Annotated in this window: 17 protein-coding genes; 14 read left to right on the plus strand and 3 right to left on the minus strand. The window is 60.2% G+C overall.

Annotated features, from left to right (window positions below; translation table 11 throughout):
- Nucleotides 1-130 precede the first annotated feature (130 nt).
- The 3 genes from ppdK (at nucleotide 131) to AC1D0I_RS07680 (ending at nucleotide 5,091) form a co-directional block, all read left to right on the plus strand.
- A complete protein-coding gene (ppdK, locus tag AC1D0I_RS07670) occupies nucleotides 131-2,815 on the plus strand; it encodes a pyruvate, phosphate dikinase (protein WP_477394140.1) in 2,685 nt (894 codons plus the stop codon).
- Nucleotides 2,816-3,076: 261 nt separating this feature from the next.
- Nucleotides 3,077-4,180, plus strand: coding sequence for a glycosyltransferase family 9 protein (locus tag AC1D0I_RS07675; protein ID WP_477394142.1), 1,104 nt, complete (start codon nucleotides 3,077-3,079; stop codon nucleotides 4,178-4,180).
- A 170-nt stretch (nucleotides 4,181-4,350) separates the two neighbouring features.
- On the plus strand, nucleotides 4,351-5,091 hold the full coding sequence (locus tag AC1D0I_RS07680) for a polysaccharide deacetylase family protein (protein WP_477226124.1): 741 nt from the start codon (nucleotides 4,351-4,353) through the stop codon (nucleotides 5,089-5,091).
- A 171-nt stretch (nucleotides 5,092-5,262) separates the two neighbouring features.
- On the opposite strand, the gene AC1D0I_RS07685 is transcribed toward AC1D0I_RS07680, so the two are convergent.
- Complete coding sequence (locus tag AC1D0I_RS07685; RefSeq protein WP_457154219.1) at nucleotides 5,263-5,652, minus strand: DUF427 domain-containing protein; 390 nt, start codon at nucleotides 5,650-5,652, stop codon at nucleotides 5,263-5,265.
- Nucleotides 5,653-5,790: 138 nt separating this feature from the next.
- Nucleotides 5,791-6,147: a hypothetical protein gene (locus AC1D0I_RS07690; RefSeq protein ID WP_095091963.1), complete on the minus strand. Its 357-nt coding sequence runs from the start codon at nucleotides 6,145-6,147 to the stop codon at nucleotides 5,791-5,793.
- Between the two features lie 191 nt (nucleotides 6,148-6,338).
- Between AC1D0I_RS07690 and AC1D0I_RS07695 the strand changes: the two genes are divergently transcribed.
- Together AC1D0I_RS07695 and AC1D0I_RS07700 are read left to right on the plus strand one after the other, a co-directional pair.
- Nucleotides 6,339-7,967, plus strand: coding sequence for a fatty-acid--CoA ligase (locus AC1D0I_RS07695; RefSeq protein ID WP_477394143.1), 1,629 nt, complete (start codon nucleotides 6,339-6,341; stop codon nucleotides 7,965-7,967).
- Between the two features lie 156 nt (nucleotides 7,968-8,123).
- Nucleotides 8,124-8,909, plus strand: a complete 786-nt coding sequence (locus AC1D0I_RS07700) for a DUF1499 domain-containing protein (RefSeq protein ID WP_477394145.1) — start codon at nucleotides 8,124-8,126, stop codon at nucleotides 8,907-8,909.
- Between the two features lie 608 nt (nucleotides 8,910-9,517).
- Here AC1D0I_RS07700 and AC1D0I_RS07705 read toward each other — a convergent pair.
- Nucleotides 9,518-10,426, minus strand: a complete 909-nt coding sequence (locus AC1D0I_RS07705; protein WP_477394147.1) for an MBL fold metallo-hydrolase — start codon at nucleotides 10,424-10,426, stop codon at nucleotides 9,518-9,520.
- Nucleotides 10,427-10,550: 124 nt separating this feature from the next.
- Between AC1D0I_RS07705 and AC1D0I_RS07710 the strand changes: the two genes are divergently transcribed.
- From AC1D0I_RS07710 to AC1D0I_RS07750, 9 genes are all read left to right on the plus strand, one after another.
- Nucleotides 10,551-11,141, plus strand: coding sequence for a biotin transporter BioY (locus AC1D0I_RS07710; RefSeq protein WP_477394148.1), 591 nt, complete (start codon nucleotides 10,551-10,553; stop codon nucleotides 11,139-11,141).
- Nucleotides 11,142-11,178: 37 nt separating this feature from the next.
- Nucleotides 11,179-12,204 (plus strand): NAD-dependent epimerase, encoded by a 1,026-nt coding sequence (locus tag AC1D0I_RS07715; protein ID WP_477394150.1) that lies wholly within the window; start codon nucleotides 11,179-11,181, stop codon nucleotides 12,202-12,204.
- Between the two features lie 131 nt (nucleotides 12,205-12,335).
- Nucleotides 12,336-13,217, plus strand: coding sequence for a glucose-1-phosphate thymidylyltransferase RfbA (gene rfbA, locus AC1D0I_RS07720; protein ID WP_457154263.1), 882 nt, complete (start codon nucleotides 12,336-12,338; stop codon nucleotides 13,215-13,217).
- Complete coding sequence (gene rfbC / locus AC1D0I_RS07725) at nucleotides 13,218-13,772, plus strand: dTDP-4-dehydrorhamnose 3,5-epimerase (protein ID WP_095091969.1); 555 nt, start codon at nucleotides 13,218-13,220, stop codon at nucleotides 13,770-13,772.
- Nucleotides 13,773-13,794: 22 nt separating this feature from the next.
- The gene (rfbB, locus tag AC1D0I_RS07730) at nucleotides 13,795-14,865 is read left to right on the plus strand and encodes a dTDP-glucose 4,6-dehydratase (protein ID WP_477226129.1); all 1,071 of its coding nucleotides are present in this window, start codon (nucleotides 13,795-13,797) and stop codon (nucleotides 14,863-14,865) included.
- Complete coding sequence (rfbD, locus tag AC1D0I_RS07735; RefSeq protein WP_477394152.1) at nucleotides 14,862-15,743, plus strand: dTDP-4-dehydrorhamnose reductase; 882 nt, start codon at nucleotides 14,862-14,864, stop codon at nucleotides 15,741-15,743. Before rfbB ends, rfbD begins: the two co-directional genes overlap by 4 nt.
- Nucleotides 15,744-15,764: 21 nt before the next feature.
- Nucleotides 15,765-17,084: a class I SAM-dependent methyltransferase gene (locus tag AC1D0I_RS07740; protein WP_477394154.1), complete on the plus strand. Its 1,320-nt coding sequence runs from the start codon at nucleotides 15,765-15,767 to the stop codon at nucleotides 17,082-17,084.
- Nucleotides 17,085-17,363: 279 nt separating this feature from the next.
- Nucleotides 17,364-19,097 carry a hypothetical protein gene (locus AC1D0I_RS07745; protein WP_477394156.1) on the plus strand — a complete coding sequence of 578 codons (1,734 nt, stop codon included), beginning with the start codon at nucleotides 17,364-17,366 and terminating at the stop codon, nucleotides 19,095-19,097.
- On the plus strand, nucleotides 19,094-19,792 hold the full coding sequence (locus AC1D0I_RS07750; RefSeq protein ID WP_477226133.1) for a class I SAM-dependent methyltransferase: 699 nt from the start codon (nucleotides 19,094-19,096) through the stop codon (nucleotides 19,790-19,792). The genes AC1D0I_RS07745 and AC1D0I_RS07750 overlap by 4 nt, the downstream gene beginning before the upstream one ends.
- The last annotated feature ends 1 nt before the right edge of the window (nucleotide 19,793 follow it).

Genomic DNA, 19,793 nt, shown 5'->3' on the forward strand with positions numbered 1-19,793 from the left:
TTGTAGCGGCCGCACAACTTTGCCGACGCCTTGCGTTTCGCACTGCAGCATCATATCGCTCCACAGTCGGACACGGCGGAACTTTCCGTTTCGCCAATCTTTCCAATCTCCTGCAACCGGAGAGCAAAGCATGACCAAATGGGTTTTCACCTTTGGCGATGGTGCGGCGGAAGGCCGTGCCGGCGACAGGAATCTGCTGGGTGGCAAGGGCGCCAATCTGGCCGAGATGTGCAGCCTGGGCCTGCCGGTGCCGCCCGGGTTCACCATCACCACCGAGGTCTGCAACGCTTACTACGCCAATGGCCGCACCTATCCGGCAGGGTTGGAAACGGATGTCGCGGTCGCGCTCGATCACATCGGACGGCTGACTGGCCGCCGGTTCGGCGATCCGTCGAAACTGCTGCTGGTCTCGGTGCGTTCCGGTGCCCGCGCCTCGATGCCCGGCATGATGGATACCGTGCTCAATCTCGGGCTGAACGACGAGACGGTCGAGGCGCTGGCCGCCGATTCGGGCGATGCGCGCTTTGCCTATGACAGCTACCGCCGCTTCATCCAGATGTATTCAGATGTCGTGATGGGCCTTGACCATGAGGTGTTCGAGGAAATCCTCGAAGACCAGAAGGGCGGGCTCGGCTATGAGCTCGACACCGAACTGACGGCTCTCGAATGGCAAGGCGTCATCGCGCTCTATAAGGCCAAGGTCGAGGAAGAACTCGGCAAGCCGTTTCCGCAGGATCCGAATGAGCAGCTCTGGGGCGCCATCGGCGCGGTATTTTCGAGCTGGATGAACAACCGCGCCATCACTTACCGGCGCCTGCACGACATCCCCGAAAGCTGGGGCACGGCGGTCAACGTCCAGGCCATGGTGTTCGGCAATATGGGCGAAACCTCGGCCACCGGCGTTGCCTTCACCCGCAATCCCTCGACCGGCGAAAAGATGCTCTATGGCGAGTTCCTGGTCAACGCGCAGGGCGAGGACGTCGTCGCCGGCATCCGCACGCCGCAGAACATCACCGAGGCGGCGCGCATTGCCGCCGGATCGGACAAGCCGTCCTTGCAGAAGCTGATGCCGGACGCGTTCCAATCCTTCGTCACCATCTCCGATAGTCTGGAGAAACACTATCGCGACATGCAGGACCTCGAATTCACCATCGAGCGCGGCAAGTTGTGGATGCTGCAGACCCGCTCCGGCAAGCGCACCGCCAAGGCTGCGTTGAAGATCGCCGTCGAAATGGCAAGGGACAAGCTGATTACGAAGGAAGAGGCGGTCGCCCGCATCGATCCGGCCTCGCTCGATCAGCTGCTGCACCCGACCATCGATCCCAAGGCAGCGCGCGACGTCATCGGCGTCGGGCTGCCGGCCTCTCCCGGTGCTGCCACCGGCGAGATCGTCTTCTCCTCTGCTGACGCCGAGGAGCTGAAGACGCAAGGCCGCAAGGCGATCCTGGTGCGCATCGAAACCAGTCCTGAAGACATTCACGGCATGCATGCGGCCGAAGGCATCCTGACCACGCGCGGCGGCATGACCAGCCATGCCGCGGTTGTCGCCCGTGGCATGGGCAAACCTTGTGTGTCTGGCGCGGGCTCACTGCGCGTCGACTACAAGGCCGGCACGCTGATGGCGATGGGGGCGACCTTCCGCAAGGGCGACATTGTCACCATCGACGGCGGCAATGGCCAGGTGCTGAAGGGTGCCGTGCCGATGCTGCAGCCGGAACTGTCCGGCGATTTCGCCGCCATCATGGAGTGGGCGGACGCCGTTCGCCGCATGAAGGTGCGCACCAATGCCGAAACGCCGCTCGATGCGCGCATGGCGCGCTCCTTCGGCGCCGAAGGCATCGGGCTTTGCCGCACCGAGCACATGTTCTTCGATGGCGACCGCATCGTCGCCATGCGCGAGATGATCCTGGCCGACACCGAGAAGGACCGGCGAACGGCACTCGCCAAGCTGTTGCCGATGCAGCGCTCGGATTTCCTCGAACTGTTCGAGATCATGGCCGGCCTGCCGGTCACGATCCGCCTGCTCGATCCGCCGCTGCACGAATTCCTGCCGAAGACCGAGGAGGAGGTGGCCGAGGTTGCCGCCGCCATGAAGGTGTCGCCCGACAAGCTCCGCCAGCGCACCGACGCGCTGCATGAATTCAACCCGATGCTCGGTCATCGCGGCTGCCGGCTTGCGGTTTCGTACCCCGAGATCGCCGAGATGCAGGCGCGCGCCATTTTCGAGGCCGCAGTCGAGGCGGGCAAGAAGGCCGGCGCACTTGTCGTTCCCGAAATCATGGTGCCGCTGGTCGGCCTGGTGAAAGAACTCGACTACGTCAAGGCGCGCATCGATGCCGTCGCCAAAAGCGTCATGCAGGAAACCGGCGTCAAGATCGACTATCTGACTGGAACCATGATTGAACTCCCCCGCGCGGCGATCCGCGCCCATGTCATCGCCGCTACGGCCGAATTCTTCTCCTTCGGCACCAATGACCTGACCCAGACCACATTCGGCATCTCGCGCGACGATGCGGCCTCGTTCCTGGAGACCTACCGCCAGAAGGGCATCATCGATCAGGATCCGTTCGTCTCCCTCGACATCGACGGGGTTGGCGAACTGGTGCGCATGGCTGCCGAAAAGGGCAGGGCGACACGGCCCGACATCAAGCTCGGCATCTGTGGTGAACATGGCGGCGATCCGGCCTCGATTCGGTTTTGCGAAGAGGTCGGCCTCGACTACGTGTCCTGCTCGCCCTATCGCGTGCCGATTGCGAGGTTAGCGGCCGCGCAGGCGGCGGTGCTGGTTGCGAAAGCAATTCCCGGAAAAGTGTGAAGCAGTTTCCGTCCCGAATTGCGTCAAAGCAAAGAGCTGGAGCAATTCCAGGAAAAGTGTGATACGCTTTTGCTTCCGGAATTGCGTCAAAGCAAAGGAGATTCGCCGTTTCCGTGAACGGTGAATTGCTCTAAGGCCGGCCGCGGATAGGATCCATCCGGTCGAGCTTACCGTTTTGTAAAGCAATTCACACGAACGTGCTGACGGCATTGCGTAATCATTGCGTAATTTCGACATCCCGCCAATTGTCCTGGGAAACAGATGTTGCAGACTGCACCCGCGCCGATTCGCTCGATCCTGGTCATTCAGACGAAGTACATTGGAGATCTCGTTCTCGCCTCGGTGCTCTCAGAAAACCTGCGGCTCGAATTCCCCGATGCCAGGCTGGTGTTTCTGTGCGACGCTCGCTTCGCGAGCTTCGTAGTCGCCCATGACATTGCCTCCGAGGTGGTCACGTTCAGGCGTGCCCACCTGCGCGGCACCCCCCTGCAGCGCGGCAAGGAGCTTTACGCCGTCGTGCGGGCGCTGCGCCGTTTCCATTTCGATCTGACGATCGACCTGGCCGATTCAAAGACGTCACGCATGCTCACCGGGCTGGTCAATGCAAAGACCCGTGTCGGCTACAATCCCACCGAGAGGCCATTGCGTCTGCTGGAGCGGCAGCCCGCCAACGTGTTTGCCAAGCCATTTGGCTTTGGTGAGGAACATTTCGTCTACCGCTATCTTTCGCCGCTCCAGGCGCTTGGCATCGGTCTCCATGTGACGGTTCCAAACCTCCAACCGCTGCCGCCCGAGACGTCAAATGCGTTGGCGCTGCTGGGCAAGCATCATGTTCATCCAAACGCTTTCATCGCCGTGCACGCCGGCGCAAGCTTTGAAGGGCGACGTTGGCAGCCGGAGCGGTTTGCCGAGGCGATTGGAGAGATTGCCGGCGAAACCGGTTTGGACGTCGTTCTGGTCGGCGGCCCGGACGAGCGCGAGATTGCCGAACGCATCGTCGCCAGGACGGCGTCGCCCGTCGTCAATCTCGTTGGAGCGCTGTCGCTTGAGACGTTGCTGGCGGTGCTGAAACAGGCCCGGCTGTTTCTCGGCAATGAGAGCGGCCCGATGCACATGGCGGCTGCAGCCGGAATCCCGGTTGTCGGGCTGTTCGGCTTGACGCCGCCGTCGCAGTGGGGTCCCGTTGGCGTGCCCAATATCGCGCTTCAACCGCCGATGCCTTGCGACTGCGTGGCCAACGACCGTTGCGGCCGGCCGGATTTCGGCAGGGCCTACTGCGTCTGGCGACTGGAGGTCAAACCAGTCGTCGATGCGATGCGCGAACTCCTGTCGCGCACCGACGTGAAGCTCGAACGCGCCATCTGAGTTCATGCGTCGCGCGGACAACGGCCATCGCGGGCCGCGGAACTAGCCGCTCGCACCACGGACAGTCAAATTGTCGCGCCGGGCGCTTTCTGCTATGCACCATCCCGATTTTCGCCTTCATGCGGGTCTTGGGATACCTGCCTGAAAGCACCGGTCGGGAAGTCGGTTTGATGCGCCTGCTGCAAAGAAGTCTCTGCGTGATCGCCATGTCGTTGGCCGTGGTGTCCAGCGGCCACGCCGCGCCGCTTGTCGAGCCGACATTGCACATCAGGCCGGAGGCAAGCGGAGCCGGCCGCGTTGCGCTCACGCTCGATGCCTGCGGTGGACAGACCGACACCCGGATACTTTCGGCGCTGGTCGAAAACAAGATACCCGCCACCATTTTCGTGACAGGCATCTGGCTGAAGCGAAACGCCGCCGCGGTCGAGGTCATGCGGGCGCATCCCGACCTGTTCGAGCTGGAAAATCACGGCGGCCATCATATCCCTGCCGTCGACACGCCGCAAAAGATCTACGGCATCCGCAGCGCCGGCAGCCCCGACGCCGTGCTGGCCGAGGTCCAGTCGGGTGCCGCCGCCCTTGCCAAGACCGGCGAGCCGGCGCCGAAATGGTTTCGTGGTGCGACCGCCGAATACAGCCCGTCGGCGATCGCCATGATCCGCAAGCTTGGCTTCAAGATCGCGGGATTCTCCATAAACGGCGATGGTGGCTCATTGCTCGGCGCCAGGGAAACCGCGCGGCGCATCGCGGCGGCCAAGGACGGCGACGTCATTATCTCGCACATCAACCAGCCGACCCATGCGGCCGGCGAAGGCGTGGTGCAGGGGCTTCTGGCGCTCAAGGCCAAGGGCCTGACCTTCGTGCGGCTCGACGATGCCGACGGCTTCGGCAATCACGGCACCACGGACTAGAGCAATTCCAGGAAAAGTGTGAAACGGTTTTCCGTCCGGAATTGCGTCAAAACAAAGAGTTAGAGCCGTTCGCCGTTTCCGTGAAACGGTGAACTGCTCTAGGTGCGTTGATATTCGGGTGATGTCGGCCCGACCTGACTCCCGATGCACCTGAGAGGCAAGTCGAAGTTCTCAGCCCGCTTTTGCTTCGATGCTGACCTTGCTGGCGTAGAATGCGCCGTGGTCGCGGATTTCAGCCATTTCGTCGAAAGGCTGCTCGTAAGCCCACATCGCGTTCTGGCCGGTCTCGCCCGCAGGCAGCACGCTCCAATAGCTGGCATCGCCCTTGTAGGGACAGTGGGTCGAATGTTCCGTGCTGCTGAGCTTGCCGAAATCGATGTCGGCGAACGGAATGTAGAAGGCCGCGGGATAGGGGGGCTCGGTCAGCACCTTGGCCTTCGTCGATGAAGCTATGACCGTGTCTCCGACACGCACCGTAACGGTCCCGACATAAGGCTCGATGGTGATGACCTTGTCGGGATTGCGTTGGAACCCGGGTGCCGGGTTGACGATCTGATCCATGCGGGTTCTCCTTGCCTCGGCTTTAAGGTGTGTCGCGCAAACGCGTTGCGCAAGGCCTGCTGTCGCCACGCAAGGCACAAACCGTTAGCCCAGGCCGGGTGCAGGCCCGATCACGGTTTCGAAGATTGCCTGAGATGGTCAGGCGGCGGTCTTGAACGCATCCATCAGCCCGGCATAGGCGGCTGCGATACCGGCCACCGGATTGCTGCTTCTCGACGTGGTCTCGACCTTCAGGGGGCCGCCACCGGTTGGCAAGGTGAGCAGCAGGAGCTGACGATTGCCACCGTCGCCGATGGATGCGGCTGCGACGTGCTGGCCTTCGCCTTCGTTCTGGACGCACATCTTGAACAGCAGTGTGCCGCCGACCGCTTCCAGCGCGCCGCCGACAACTTCAACAAATTCATCTTCGGAAACGGTCTTTGTATCAGGGCCCAGATCGGCCAGACTTTCGGCAAGCGTATTCTCAAGGGACTTGTCGTCGAGCTGCGCGTCCATGCGAACCTCTTTCAGTCGCCAATCGCCCCTTGCCCGTTAACTAACCTTAATGCCGACGATGGCCGGATTGTGGCGGTCTTGTCCGTCATGCCGATCAATACTGGGCTTGCCGGTGCTGGTGGCTGGACAATCCGCCGGTTCGCTCCACAATGGCACGAAAAAGCACGACGCAAAGCGCAGGGGAGGAACGAATGCTGGGACTGATGCAGGAATGGCCGCTGCTTTGCCACAAGCTCATCGACAATGCCGAGCGGCAGCATGGCGTGCGCGAGATCGTGTCGCGCTCGATCGAGGGGCCGATCGTGCGCACCAGCTACGCGGACATCCATCGCCGCGCCCTGAAGGTCGCCCAACGGCTGGAACGCGACGGCTATCGCCTGGGCGACCGCATCGCCACACTCGCGTGGAACACGGCGCGCCACATCGAGGCCTGGTACGGCATCATGGGCATCGGCGCCATCTACCATACGCTCAATCCACGCCTGTTTCCCGAGCAGATCGTCTGGATCATGAACAATGCCGAGGACAAGGCTGTCTTCGTCGACCTGACCTTCATGCCGTTGCTCGAGAAGATCGCCGGCGCCGTCAAGTCGCTGAAACAGGTGATCGTGCTGACCGACAAGGCGCACATGCCGCAGACGACACTGCCGAATGTGGTTGCCTATGAAGAATGGCTTGATGAGGTGGATGGCGACTTCGCCTGGAAGACCTTCGACGAAGGCACGGCTGCCGGCATGTGCTACACGTCGGGGACCACGGGCGATCCGAAGGGCGTCGTCTACAGCCACCGCTCGAACGTGCTGCACGCCATGATCGCCGCCATGCCTGACGCCATGGGGCTGTCGGCACGCGATACGATCTTGCCGGTCGTGCCGATGTTCCACGCCAATGCCTGGGGCCTTGGCCAGAGCGGGCCGATGATCGGCGCCAAGCTGGTCATGCCCGGCTGCAAGATGGACGGCACCTCGATCTATGAATTGCTCGACACCGAGAAGGTGACCTTCAGCGCTGCCGTGCCGACCGTCTGGATGATGCTGCTGCAGTATCTGGAGGAGACCGGCAAGAAGCTTCCCTATCTGAAAAAGGTCGTCATCGGCGGCTCGTCCTGCCCGCGCGCGATCATGACCAAGTTTCAGCAGAACTACGACGTCCAGGTCATCCACGCCTGGGGCATGACCGAAATGTCGCCGCTCGGCACACTGTGCACCTTGAAGCCGGACTATGCCGGTCTCCAGGGTGAAGCCCGGCTCGATGTCCAGCAGAAACAGGGCTACCCACCCTTCGGCGTCGAAATGAAGGTGACCGACGACGACGACAACGCTCAGCCCTGGGATGGCAAGACATTTGGCCGCTTGAAGGTGCGTGGACCTGCCGTTGCCCGCGCCTACTATGGCGGTGTTGGCTCGGAGCAGTTCGACGAGGACGGCTGGTTCGACACCGGCGACGTCGCCCACATCGACGCCGGCGGCTATATGCAGATCACCGATCGCGCCAAGGACGTCATCAAGTCCGGCGGTGAATGGATTTCGACCATCGATCTCGAGAACCTGGCTGTGGGTCATCCCGATGTCGCCGAGGCAGCAGCCATTGGCGTCCATCATTCGAAGTGGGGCGAGCGGCCGTTGCTGGTCGTTGTTCGCAAGCCGGGCAAGGAACCGACCAAGGCCGACATTCTCGACTTCATGGATGGCAAAGTTGCCAAATGGTGGATGCCGGACGATGTCGCCTTCGTCGGCGAAATACCGCACACCGCCACCGGCAAGATCCAGAAGATCACCTTGCGTCAGCAATTCCGGGACTATCGCTTGCCGACGGATTGACGGGAATGTTGCGTCTTTCGGCTTCAAGCCGCCAGCAAAAGGTTCTAGAGCAATTCCGGGAATTGCGTCAAAACAAAGAGATAGAGCGGTTTATCGTTTCCGTGAAACGACGAACCGCTCTAAGTCTCCGTTCGGGTTGGGGTGGTGCGGCAATCGATGGCAAGTATTCCTGAACGGCAGACCTCGAAGGCGGCCGGATGGTCGCGACGCACGGCCGCCTTTTCGGCGGTGCTGCTGCTGACCGCTTTCGTCGGCCATCGCATCGACCTCGTCGAAACGCCTGTCTTCCTGTGGGTGATGGGTATTGTGGCGCTGCTGGCGGCCCTGGCGCTGTTGTTTGCCGGGTTTGCCTTTTCGCGGCTGTGGAACTTCGGCGACCTTGGCGGTCGTGACCTGACAGTCGGCGCCTTGCTGGCGCTGCTGGTGCTCGCGCCCTATGGCGTTGCCGCCTACTGGGCGACGATCTATCCGCCGCTCAGGGATATCTCGACGGATTTCGACAATCCGCCCGCGCTCGACGTGAGCGACCGGACCAAAGACATGAACGTGCTCTCCCCATCCACGCCTGGCGAACAGCGGCTGCAGACGGAGAGCTATCCGCTGGTCAGCGCACGCAGCTACGATCTGCCGTTCGACACCGTCGTGGATGCCGTCGAAACCGTGCTCGACCGGCGCGATTGGGACCTTTCCGAGCCCTATCCAGACCTCAGGGGGCAAACCGAGGTGACGATTACCGCGGTGGCCAAGGGCTTTGTCCTTGGTCTTCCCGCCGACGTCGCGATCCGCGTGGCCGACGACGGCGACACGATCATCGTCGACATGCGGTCGGCCTCTCGCTACGGCCGTTACGACCTCGGCGACAATGCCGCTCGTATTGTCGACTTTCTCGCCGAACTCGACCAGGAAGTCGCCGGTCAGGTTGGCGCGGCTCCGGCCGAATGAGGCTTGAGGCCGGATGAGCGACGGCAAGGGACTGATGATGCGCACGCTTTGAGTTGTGAATCTGACAGTGTCGACACCTATCTGGAACGAATAACTTCGGCGCGTTTTACCTCGGTTTCTAAGTGAGGGATACCAGATGGACTCCTTAAAACCAATATTAACGGTAAACCCGCCCATCAATTGCCTCAAGATTATTTTGGGTTATTGTTTTTGTTTTACTAGTCTGATGATCATCAACGTCAGTCCCGTGAAGGCCGATACCGCTTTTGGCTCCGGTCCACTGTTTGTGCATATGATTGAACATATGGCCTCGTCTGAGAATAATTTCTCATGCACAGTATACTTTCTAGAGCAATATCAGCTCTCGGAGGATGCAAAGTGTAAACAAACAAACGATTTCATAAAGTATAATTTTGACAGAAAACATATTGATTTAGATGATAAGAAATATATCGGGATTTTGCTAGAGAGAATGCTGAGAGTTCTCATTAGAAACGGCGCGATTGCTAGCAGTTTAAGGCCGGAAGGGGAGTAAGATGTGTATGTCATAGGCGGAACTCGACCAGGAAGTCGCCGGCCAGGTGGCGCGGCTCCGGCCGAATGAAGGCCTATCTGGCCGGCGTGAAATTGCCGTCAATGGCTGGTGCGGCGTTGGTCACGACCAGGCCGCGTTCCACCAGGTCCTCGAGATGGGCAAGCACCGACAATCCGGCAGCGCCATGCAGCCGCGGGTCGGTATCGCGATAGATCGCCTTGACCATGTCCACGATCGTCCGATCGCCGGCTCTGACCCGCTCCAGGATGGCGCGCTCGCGCATCTTACGATGCGTCTTCAACCCGCGCATGAAACGGCGCGGTGCGGTCACCGGCCCGCCATGTCCCGGCAGCAGCAGGCGGTCCCCGCGTTCGATCAGCCGGTCCAGCGAGGCCATATAGTCGGCCATCGCCCCATCCGGCGGCGCGACGATCGACGTCGCCCATGCCATGACATGATCGGCCGAAAACAGGATCCCCGTTCCTTCCAGCGCGAATGTCGCGTGATTGGCGGTGTGGCCCGGGGTCAAAATCGTCCTGATCGACCAGCCGTCGCCGTCGACCACCCTGTCGTCGGGCAATGCGATATCGGGAACGAAAGCAGTGTCGGCACTGGCGTCGAGTGCGTTGGTCTCGCCGATATGCAGGGGCCTTGCAGGGCGATGCGGTCCTTCCGCCAGCAGGGCGGCGCCGGTGCGTTCTTTCAGCCGGGCCGCCAGCGGGGAATGGTCGCGGTGCGTGTGGCTGACGAAGATATGGCTGACCGGCCGGCCTGCGATCACCTCGAGCAGGGTTTGCAGATGCGCCTCATCGTCCGGCCCAGGATCGACCACCGCCAGCGTATCGCGGCCAACGATGTAGCTGTTGGTGCCGTGAAAGGTGAAGGGGCTTGGATTGCGGGCGGTGATGCGCTGGATATCAGCCGCGACGCTCACCGCCTTGCCATAGGCGGGATCGAAGCCGGTTTCGAATTTGAGAGCCATGGCAGATGCATCGGTGCCTTGTTCGAGGAGACGGCAAAACCGATTGCCGCATAACACACAAGCCAATATAGGAGAACGCGAGGCCGCGAACATGAGATAGCGGCAATCGGATTGGGGAAATACAATGGCAATTGCAACAACGATGCGTCCGCTTGTGTCTCTGGCTTTGCCGCAAGAGGGCGCGGCGCGGCTGGCAACGCAGCTTCTCCTGGCGATCGCCGGAACGCTGCTGCTGACCCTGTCGGCCAAGACCAAGGTGATGCTCGGGCCAGTCGACATTTCGATGCAGACGCTGGCCGTGTTGCTGATCGCCGCTGCCTTCGGGATGCGTCTGGGCGTCGCCACCTTGCTGCTCTACATGGCAGAGGGCGCAATGGGCTTTCCGGTCTTCCAGAGCACCCCGGAAAAGGGTATCGGCATTGCTTACATGCTCGGCTCGACCGGCGGCTATCTCTTGGGTTTCGTGGCCATGGCGGCGATTGTCGGCTGGGCCGCCGATCGGGGCTGGGACCGTCATCCGGGCAAGCTTTTCAGCGCGATGCTGGTTGCCGAAGTCGTCATGATGGCGATGGGCTTTGCCTGGCTGGCGCTGCTGATCGGTCCCGAAAAGTCGTGGCAGTTCGGCGTCGTGCCATTCATCGTCGGCGATCTGATCAAGGTTGCCCTGGCGGCAAGCCTGGTGCCGGCCGTGTGGTCGCTGCTGAAGCGCTCCTGAACACCGGGAGAGATCGAGGACTGGACGGGCGCTTCTGATGAAGGTCCTGGTCACCGGCGCCGCCGGCTTTATCGGCTGTCACGTATCGAAGCGCCTGCTGGGGCGCGGCGACGAGGTTGTCGGCATCGACAGCGTCAACAGCTACTATGATCCGCAGATCAAGGAGGCGAGGCTGCGGCTGCTGGAGGAAGCCAGCCGCAAGACCAATGCGAGCTATCATTTCATCCGCGGCAATCTCGCCGACAAGGGCGTGGTCGATGGTTGCTTTGCGAACCACACGTTTGACCGGGTGATCCATCTCGCCGCCCAGCCAGGGGTTCGCTACAGCCTGGAAAACCCGCATGCCTATGTCGAAAGCAACATCATCGCCTACACCAACATGCTCGAGGCCTGCCGCAGCAGCGCCGTTGCGCATTTGACCTATGCCAGCACCTCGAGTGTCTACGGCGCCAACACCGACATGCCGTTTTCCGAGCATCGGCCGGCCGACCATCCGCTGCAGTTCTACGCCGCGACCAAGCGCGCCAATGAGCTGATGGCGCATAGCTACAGCCATTTGTTCGGGTTGCCGACCACCGGGCTTCGCTTCTTTACGGTGTATGGTCCCTGGGGGCGTCCGGACATGGCGCTTTTCCTGTTCACCAGAAGCATTCTTGCCGGCGAGCCGATCAAGCTGTTCAACAACGGCAACCACACGCGCGACTTCACCTATGTCGATGACATCGCAGAAGGCGTCGTCCGGGCCAGCGATAGCCCGGCTGTCGGCAATGCAGCCTGGGACTCCAGCCGTCCGGATCCGGCCACCAGCAGCGCGCCCTGGCGCATCTTCAACATCGGCAACAGCAAACCGGTGAAGCTGACCGCCTATGTCGAGGCGCTGGAAAGCGCGCTTGGCAGGAAAGCCATCATCGAAATGCTGCCGCTGCAGGCCGGCGACGTGCCCGATACCTTTGCCGACACATCGGCGCTGGAGCAGGCGGTCGGCTACCGCCCGGTGACGACGGTTGCCGATGGGGTAGGGCGGTTTGTGGACTGGTACCGGGCGTATTTTGGACTGATCTAACTGAGGCGCGCTTGGCGCGACATAGTCCGGCTGTTTGTCGATCGCCGAGATTGACAAGCCATTGCATGGAACCTAAGCACGAGCGCGGTTTATGTCAGGGCTGGGGGTTTAGGCATGTCAAGGAGAACTTCTTGAAAGGAATTATCCTTGCTGGAGGCAGCGGAACGCGGCTCTATCCGCTAACGTTGGCAGTCTCCAAGCAAATCCTCCCGATATACGACAAGCCGATGATCTATTATCCGCTGAGCGTTTTGATGCTCGCGGGTATCCGCGAGATTCTGATCATTTCAACGCCGCGTGATCTGCCGGTTTTCCGCGAGTTGCTTGGCGACGGATCGGAGTTTGGGCTTGATTTGTCCTACGCCGAGCAACCGCAACCCAACGGACTTGCGGAAGCCTTCATCATCGGCCGGAATTTCATCGGCAAGGACAGCGTGTCGATGATCCTCGGCGACAACATCTATTTCGGCGAAGGCCTGTCGCAGCTCTGCCGTGCAGCGGCTTCGCGCGAGACGGGGGCTTCCGTATTCGCCTATCATGTCGAAGATCCCCAGCGTTACGGTGTCGTTTCCTTCGACAAGGTCACCGGAACCGCCCTGACGATCGAGGAAAAGCCAGACAATCCGAAATCCAACTGGGCGGTCACYGGCCTCTATTTCTATGACAACGATGTCGTTGACATTGCCCCGGCGATCCGGCCTTCGGCACGTGGCGAACTTGAGATCACGGCGGTCAACAATGTCTATCTCGAGCGTGGTCAGTTGCATGTGCATCGATTGGGGCGTGGTTATGCCTGGCTCGACACCGGCACCCACGACAGCTTGCACGAAGCGTCTTCGTTCGTGCGCACGATCGAACATCGCCAGGGCATAAAGGTTGCCTGCCCGGAGGAAATCGCCTTCGAACAGGGCTGGCTGACGGCGGACGATGTCCTCCAGCGCGCCACCCGCCTGGGAAAAAACGAGTATGCCGTCTATCTGCGCCGGCGCGTCGTCGAGCGGTTGGAGGAGTAAATGCTGGAGGTCAGGTCCCTTGGCATCGAAGGCGTGCTGGAAATCATTCCGAAACGACATGGCGATGCGCGTGGTTTCTTCGTCGAAACCTATCATGCCGAGCGCTTTTCGCAGGCCGGCATAGGCTTGAGTTTCGTCCAGGACAATCAGTCCTATTCTGCCGCGGCGGGCGTTCTGCGCGGGCTGCACTACCAGCTTGCGCCGCGAGCCCAGGACAAGCTGCTGCGTGTCGTGCGGGGTGCGCTGCTGGACGTGGCGGTCGACATTCGCCGCAGCTCGCCAACCTTCGGAAAATGGGTTGCGCTCGAAATTACCGCCGAAAAGGGCAACCAGATTCTGGTGCCGAAGGGCTTTGCGCATGGCTTCGTGACGCTCGTGCCGGACACCGAAGTCTTGTACAAGGTGACCGATACCTATTCGCCCGAGCACGACCGCTCGATCCGTTTCGACGATCCTGCCATCGGCATCGAATGGCCGTCATTGGCTGGCGGATTCCAGCTTTCGGACAAGGACCTCAAGGCGCCGGTGTTGGCCGCCGCCGAAGTGTTCGCCTGATGGGTTGCATGAGGACAGCAACATGAATTTTCTAGTGACAGGCGGTGCCGGTTTCATCGGTTCTGCGGTGTGCCGGCATCTGTGCGCCAACCCGGCCTATCGCGTGACCAATCTCGACAAGCTTACCTACGCGGGCAATCTGGCCTCGCTGCGGCCGATCGAGAATGCCCACAATTACCGCTTCGCTCATGCCGATATCTGTGACGAGAGGGCGGTGCTCGACATTCTGCATCGGGACGAAATCGACATCGTCATGAACCTTGCTGCCGAAAGCCATGTCGACCGATCGATCGACGGACCTGGCGCCTTCATCGAGACCAACATCGTCGGCACCTATAAGGTGCTGAATGCTACGCTGGAATATTGGCGCGGCCTTCCTGACGACAGGAAAAGCCGCTTCCGCTTCCATCATGTCTCGACCGACGAAGTGTTCGGCGATCTTCCCTTTGACGGCGGTCTGTTCGTCGAGGAAACGCCTTATGCGCCGTCTTCGCCCTATTCCGCTTCGAAGGCGGCGTCGGACCATCTGGTGCGGGCCTGGCACGAAACCTATGGCCTGCCGGTCGTGCTTTCCAATTGTTCGAACAATTACGGACCCTACCACTTTCCCGAGAAGCTGATCCCGCTGGTCATCCTCAATGCGCTCGACGAAAAAACGTTGCCGGTCTATGGCGCCGGCGCCAATGTGCGCGACTGGCTGTTCGTCGAGGACCATGCGCGTGCGCTGGAGCTGGTTGCCACCAAGGGCACGCCAGGCGAGAGCTACAATGTCGGCGGCAATTCGGAGCGCACCAACCTGGGCGTCGTCGAGACGATCTGCGATCTGCTCGACATCAGGCGTCCTCGGGCCGGCGGCAAGAGCTATCGCGATCTGATCTCTTTCGTCACCGATCGTCCAGGCCATGACCGCCGCTATGCCATTGACGCCTCCAAGATCGGTCGCGAGCTTGGCTGGGCGCCGAAGGAGAATTTCGACAGTGGCCTGGCGAGAACCGTGGACTGGTTTCTCGAAAACAAGTGGTGGTGGGGGCCGATCCGCGAAGAGCGCTATGCCGGTGAGCGATTGGGCGAAGCGCGCAAGGGGGCCGCGTGAGGCTCGTTGTCACTGGGCGCGAGGGCCAGGTCGCGTCAAGCCTTCTTGAGGCCGGCCAGAGGCACGCCGGCGTGGAAGTCATCGCCATCGGCCGTCCGGAGCTCGACCTGGCAAAGCCCGATACCGTCATCGATGCTATCGCGGCCGCGAAGCCGGATATCGTCGTGTCGGCTGCCGCCTACACCGCCGTGGATCAGGCCGAGGATGAGCCCGACCTGGCATTTGCTGTGAACGCTGTCGGCGCCGGCAAGGTGGCCGAAGCCGCAGCGCAGCTTGGCATTCCCGTCATTCATCTTTCGACCGACTATGTCTTCGATGGCAGCGCTTCCGGTGCCTATGTCGAAACCGACGCGACCGCACCGCGCAGCGTCTATGGTGCCTCCAAGCTCGCCGGCGAACAGGCGGTGGCAGCCGCCAATCCGCGCCATCTGATCCTGCGCACGGCTTGGGTCTACAGCCCGTTCGGCAAGAATTTCGTCAAGACCATGCTGCGGCTTGCCGCCGACCGGGATGAGATATCGGTGGTCGCCGATCAGTGGGGAAATCCCACCTCCGCGCTCGATATCGCCGACGCAGTCCTGCATGCGGCGGCGACGCTGCATGGCAACAAGAGCTTCGCTGCGTTCGGTGTCTATCATCTGGCCGGCACGGGCGAGGCCAACTGGAGCGGCTTTGCCCGCCATATCCTGGACACAAGCCGAGTGTCTGGTGGCCCTTGGGCGCGAGTACGGGACATTGCTACGAAGGACTACCCGACCAAGGCGCGACGCCCCGCCAATTCCCGGCTATCAAGCGCGAAATTCTCCTCCGTCTTCGGATGGAATGCGCCTGACTGGCGGCAATCGACTGAAGCGGTGGCGCGTCGTGTCCTGGTCTGAAAGACGGGATGGGCTTGAGGCATGAAGAAGGACCTATCGCCGAAAGACATGCGCGATGCAGAGGCCGCCTCACAGGCGGTCGACCCAGACGCGCTCGGCCCGGAGGCGGTCGGAGACGTGCCGCAGGGCGTTCAGACCGAGGGCCATGCCGCGGCGGTTAAGGCGCACGCCCCTTCACTTCACGACCTGTACAATGCCCATAGCGGCAAAGTGTCGGACAAATGGTCAAGCTATCTGGATGCATATGACCGCGTTTTTCTGGACTATCGGAAGAAGCCGGTTCGACTCCTGGAAATTGGCGTCCAAAACGGTGGCTCTCTCGAAATCTGGCCGCGATATTTCCCGAATTCGGAACTCATTCTTGGCTGCGATATCGACACGGCCTGCAGCGGTCTGGTCTTCGACGATCAAAAGATTGCTTTGGTCATCGGTGATGCCAATACTGATGAGATAGAAAGAAAAATTGTTGCGAAATCCGCGACATTCGACATCATAATCGATGACGGATCGCATACATCATCAGACATAGTGCGCTCTTTCGCCCGTTATTTCCCTCATCTTTCTGATGGCGGGGTTTTCATAGCGGAAGATTTGCATTGCAGCTACTGGCAGGAATTCGAAGGCGGTCTCTATGATCCGCTTTCGTCGATGTCGTTCTTCAAGCGCTTGCTCGATGTGATCAACCATGAGCATTGGGGACTGCCCCGCTTTCGGGCGGATGCCCTAGCCACGTTCTCCGACAGGTATAAGACCGTATTCGGGGAAGCCTCGCTGGCCTCCATTCATTCCGTCGAGTTTTTGAACTCGCTCTGCATTGTGACCAAGCGTCCAAGTCCGGAAAATGTTCTTGGGACTCGCAATGTGCAAGGCCGGATCGCGCTCGCCGAAAGGGAAATGATTTCTCTTGCCGGCACGACAAGCAAAGCGTTCGATCAAGCCGGAAATCCATGGTCTCTAGCGTCGACGACCATGGAAGAGGAAATCGAGACCAACAGGGCGTTGGTGACGAGCCGCGGGGCGCGGATACAGGAACTCACCCGCGAGGTGGCCGAGATACGTGAACAGCTCCAGAGCGGTCACGCCCAGATCGCACGGATGGAGTCGGATCTCGTCGAGAGGGCCGAAGAGATTTCAGCCGCGCACGCGACTGTTAGTGCGCTGCAGACCGAGCGCGACAACGAGATCGCACATGCGCAAGCGCTCCGGGAAAGAATGGAGCAAAGTGAACGGGTCGTTCAAGAGTTCAAGGACTCAACGAGCTGGCGAATAACCAGCCCCCTGCGAGCGCTGTCTGCGATTGTCACGCTGTTGCTGAAAAGGATCGCCGCAGTTTTTCGTTGAAAGCGAAATTCAATTGGAGAGAGGCGGGCTCTGCTCTTGGCCTCTCCATCGGAAATCCGTTTCTTCAGAACAGGGGCAACATCAAGCCACCGGATATGCTTTCTCATTCATGCGACGGCTGATCGTTCCAATCGCGCCAACTTGTGGCGTTTGAGACGCACACCGGACCTATCCGGTGGTCCGCTTGCCAAGTCGTCGAATTTTTGTTGCGCAGTCTGGCGGTGTGTGCGAGGTGCCACCTACGCCAACGCAAGGCAATACGCAGCAAACGCAGGACTAATGTCGGCCACCGTTCGCACCCTCTCTGTCAGCCGTTCAACCCCCGCTTTCGCGGTTGCGTTTGTTGGTCCGATCGCTGTGTTCGTTGTTGCGCTCCTGCTCACGGTGCAGGCGAGAGGTGTTCCGGATAACGACTATTGGGGCATTCTCCCTTCAATGGTCGGATCGCTGGACGGGGTGCCCGCGCTGAAGGACCTGTATGTGACGGCAAACGAGCATATCATTGCTGGCGCAAAACTGTTTTATCTGCTGAATTTTCATCTTACCCAAGGGGACAATATCGGCCTGTCGGTCACTGTTGTCGCGTTCTCCCTTCTCATAGCGTTGGTTTTTTCAGGCGCACTATCGCTCTTTGCGCGATCCTGGTTTGAAGCATTTGTCGTCGGGTTAGCAGTATCGGTATTTGTATTCAGTCCGCTTGCCGCACACAATTTCTTTGTTGGCATGAGTGGAGTAGCCTGGATCGGCGCAAATCTCTTCACCGTGCTGGCTGTATTGGCTTTTTGGCAGTCGACCGAAAAAGAGATGCCGATAGGTTATGTCGTTGCGATAGCGTTGGCTGTTTTTGCCACGCAATTCTACAGCACGGGCCTGACCGCATTGTGTGTGATCGGCATCCAAGGATTTTGCACTGCCAAAACACGGCGGCTCGGCATCTTGATTTTCGCGGCGGGCTTGGCCCTCGTGATTTTTGTCGCGATGAATCAGAAAGTCCCCGATTATCACGCCGCACGCAGTTTCGATCCAATTGGGATTTCGCTGTTTTGCCTGACATTCATTGGTGGCGGCATCGTAACAACGGAAGCAGCTGCAATTCCGCTGGGCGCAATCGGAATCGCAGCGGCCGCTTTGATCGTTGGGTTTTGCCTTTTGCGGCCTGGCGAAAGCAGGTACCGATCAGCCTTCTGGATTGCGATCATGGCCTATGCCGTCATGTCGGGCGTGCTGGCCGCTATTGGTCGATCGAACATGGGAGGAGACGCGGCGGCCTTAGCCAGCAGATATGCAACCCTTCCGGCGCTTTTTTGGGTCGGACTGTTTGGAGCTGTTTCGTGTCTGGTGTGGCAAGTTGATTTCAAGCGTCGTCTGTCGATCGCCATATTCGCGGCGGTAGCCGCACTGATCGTCGTCAACGGCATGCCGAGGCTGAATGACGCTCTTGTCAGGGCTGAAGGAAAAGATCTCGCAACATTGGCATTGTCGCTCGGCGTCAAAGACCCCGACTTGATGCGATACGTTACATTGGCTGGGGTCGATTACTATAATGTCGAACACAATCTGAAGAAATTCAATCACGTCCCGTTCAACGGCAGAGACTTCGGCTGCCCCTCGCTCGGCGCCGGGCTGGCAATCCCTACCCAGCCGAACAGCTTGACGGGCCACATTGATGTCGTGTCCAAAATAGAAGATCCGCAGTGGGGACGCGTCTCCGGTTGGGTCGCGGACACCTCGAACAAGTGGCCCCCACTGCTGGGCAGCGATATTCTTACCACCTACCGCTGCATTGCCTTCGTTGACGGCACGGGAACAGTCGTGGGGTTGGGATTGGGAGGAGCGCATCGGCCGGACGTGGCGAAGTTCCTCGGGCGAGGGCGTGACGACTATGGCTGGAGTGGCTACATAGATCTTCGACGTGTGCCGGCTAGCCCTGCTTCTCGATCGATATATGCAGTTTTGCTCACGCCGTCCGGGTGGACGAGATTGCAGGCACCTGGGGTTGGATTTCAGTTTTGAAAAGTACCTATGTAAGCGTCGTCAGATTCGCCCGGAAAGTAGCTGAGCGCTGTGGATTGCTTGCGGCGTTGGAGCGGTCGAACAACCGCTTTGCCCTCTGGATCAGAAGTCTGTTCGGCATATACGACAGCGCTGACCTGGTTCGGCTTGACATGCCGTGGTGGACATTCTCCGCGATTGATGCCGTGAACAGTTTTCTGGCCTCGCGCAATCACAAGGCCCGCGTTTATGAATTTGGTGCCGGCGCCAGCACAGTTTGGTTGGCGAAACGAAGCGGCTCAGTCGATTCCGTCGAGCATGACGCTCCGTTCGCGCAAACAATGGGCGGCATTTTTGGCGCCTATCCCAACATCGCCGTGCGAGTTGTGGAGCCGGTAGCCGCCTCTGCTTCCAGCAAGGCCAGGTCCAATCGAAAGGGATATACGCAATGCTCTTTCGATCAATACGTGTCATCGATCGACCGGGTCGACGGCACCTTCGACCTCATTGTGATCGACGGCCGGGCCAGGGTTTCCTGCTTGGCGAAGTCAGTTCGCCGTCTGTCTCCGGGCGGTATGATTCTGTTCGACAACAGCAACAGGCCCGAATATCGCCAGGCCATCAATTCTTGCGGCCTGCAGGAGCGCGTGACACGGGGGCTTGCGCCTGCATTGCCATTCCCCAGCCAGACCTCCATTTTGACGCAGAGGGCCTGAC

This window comes from Mesorhizobium sp. P2_D1 (genome assembly GCF_056404455.1).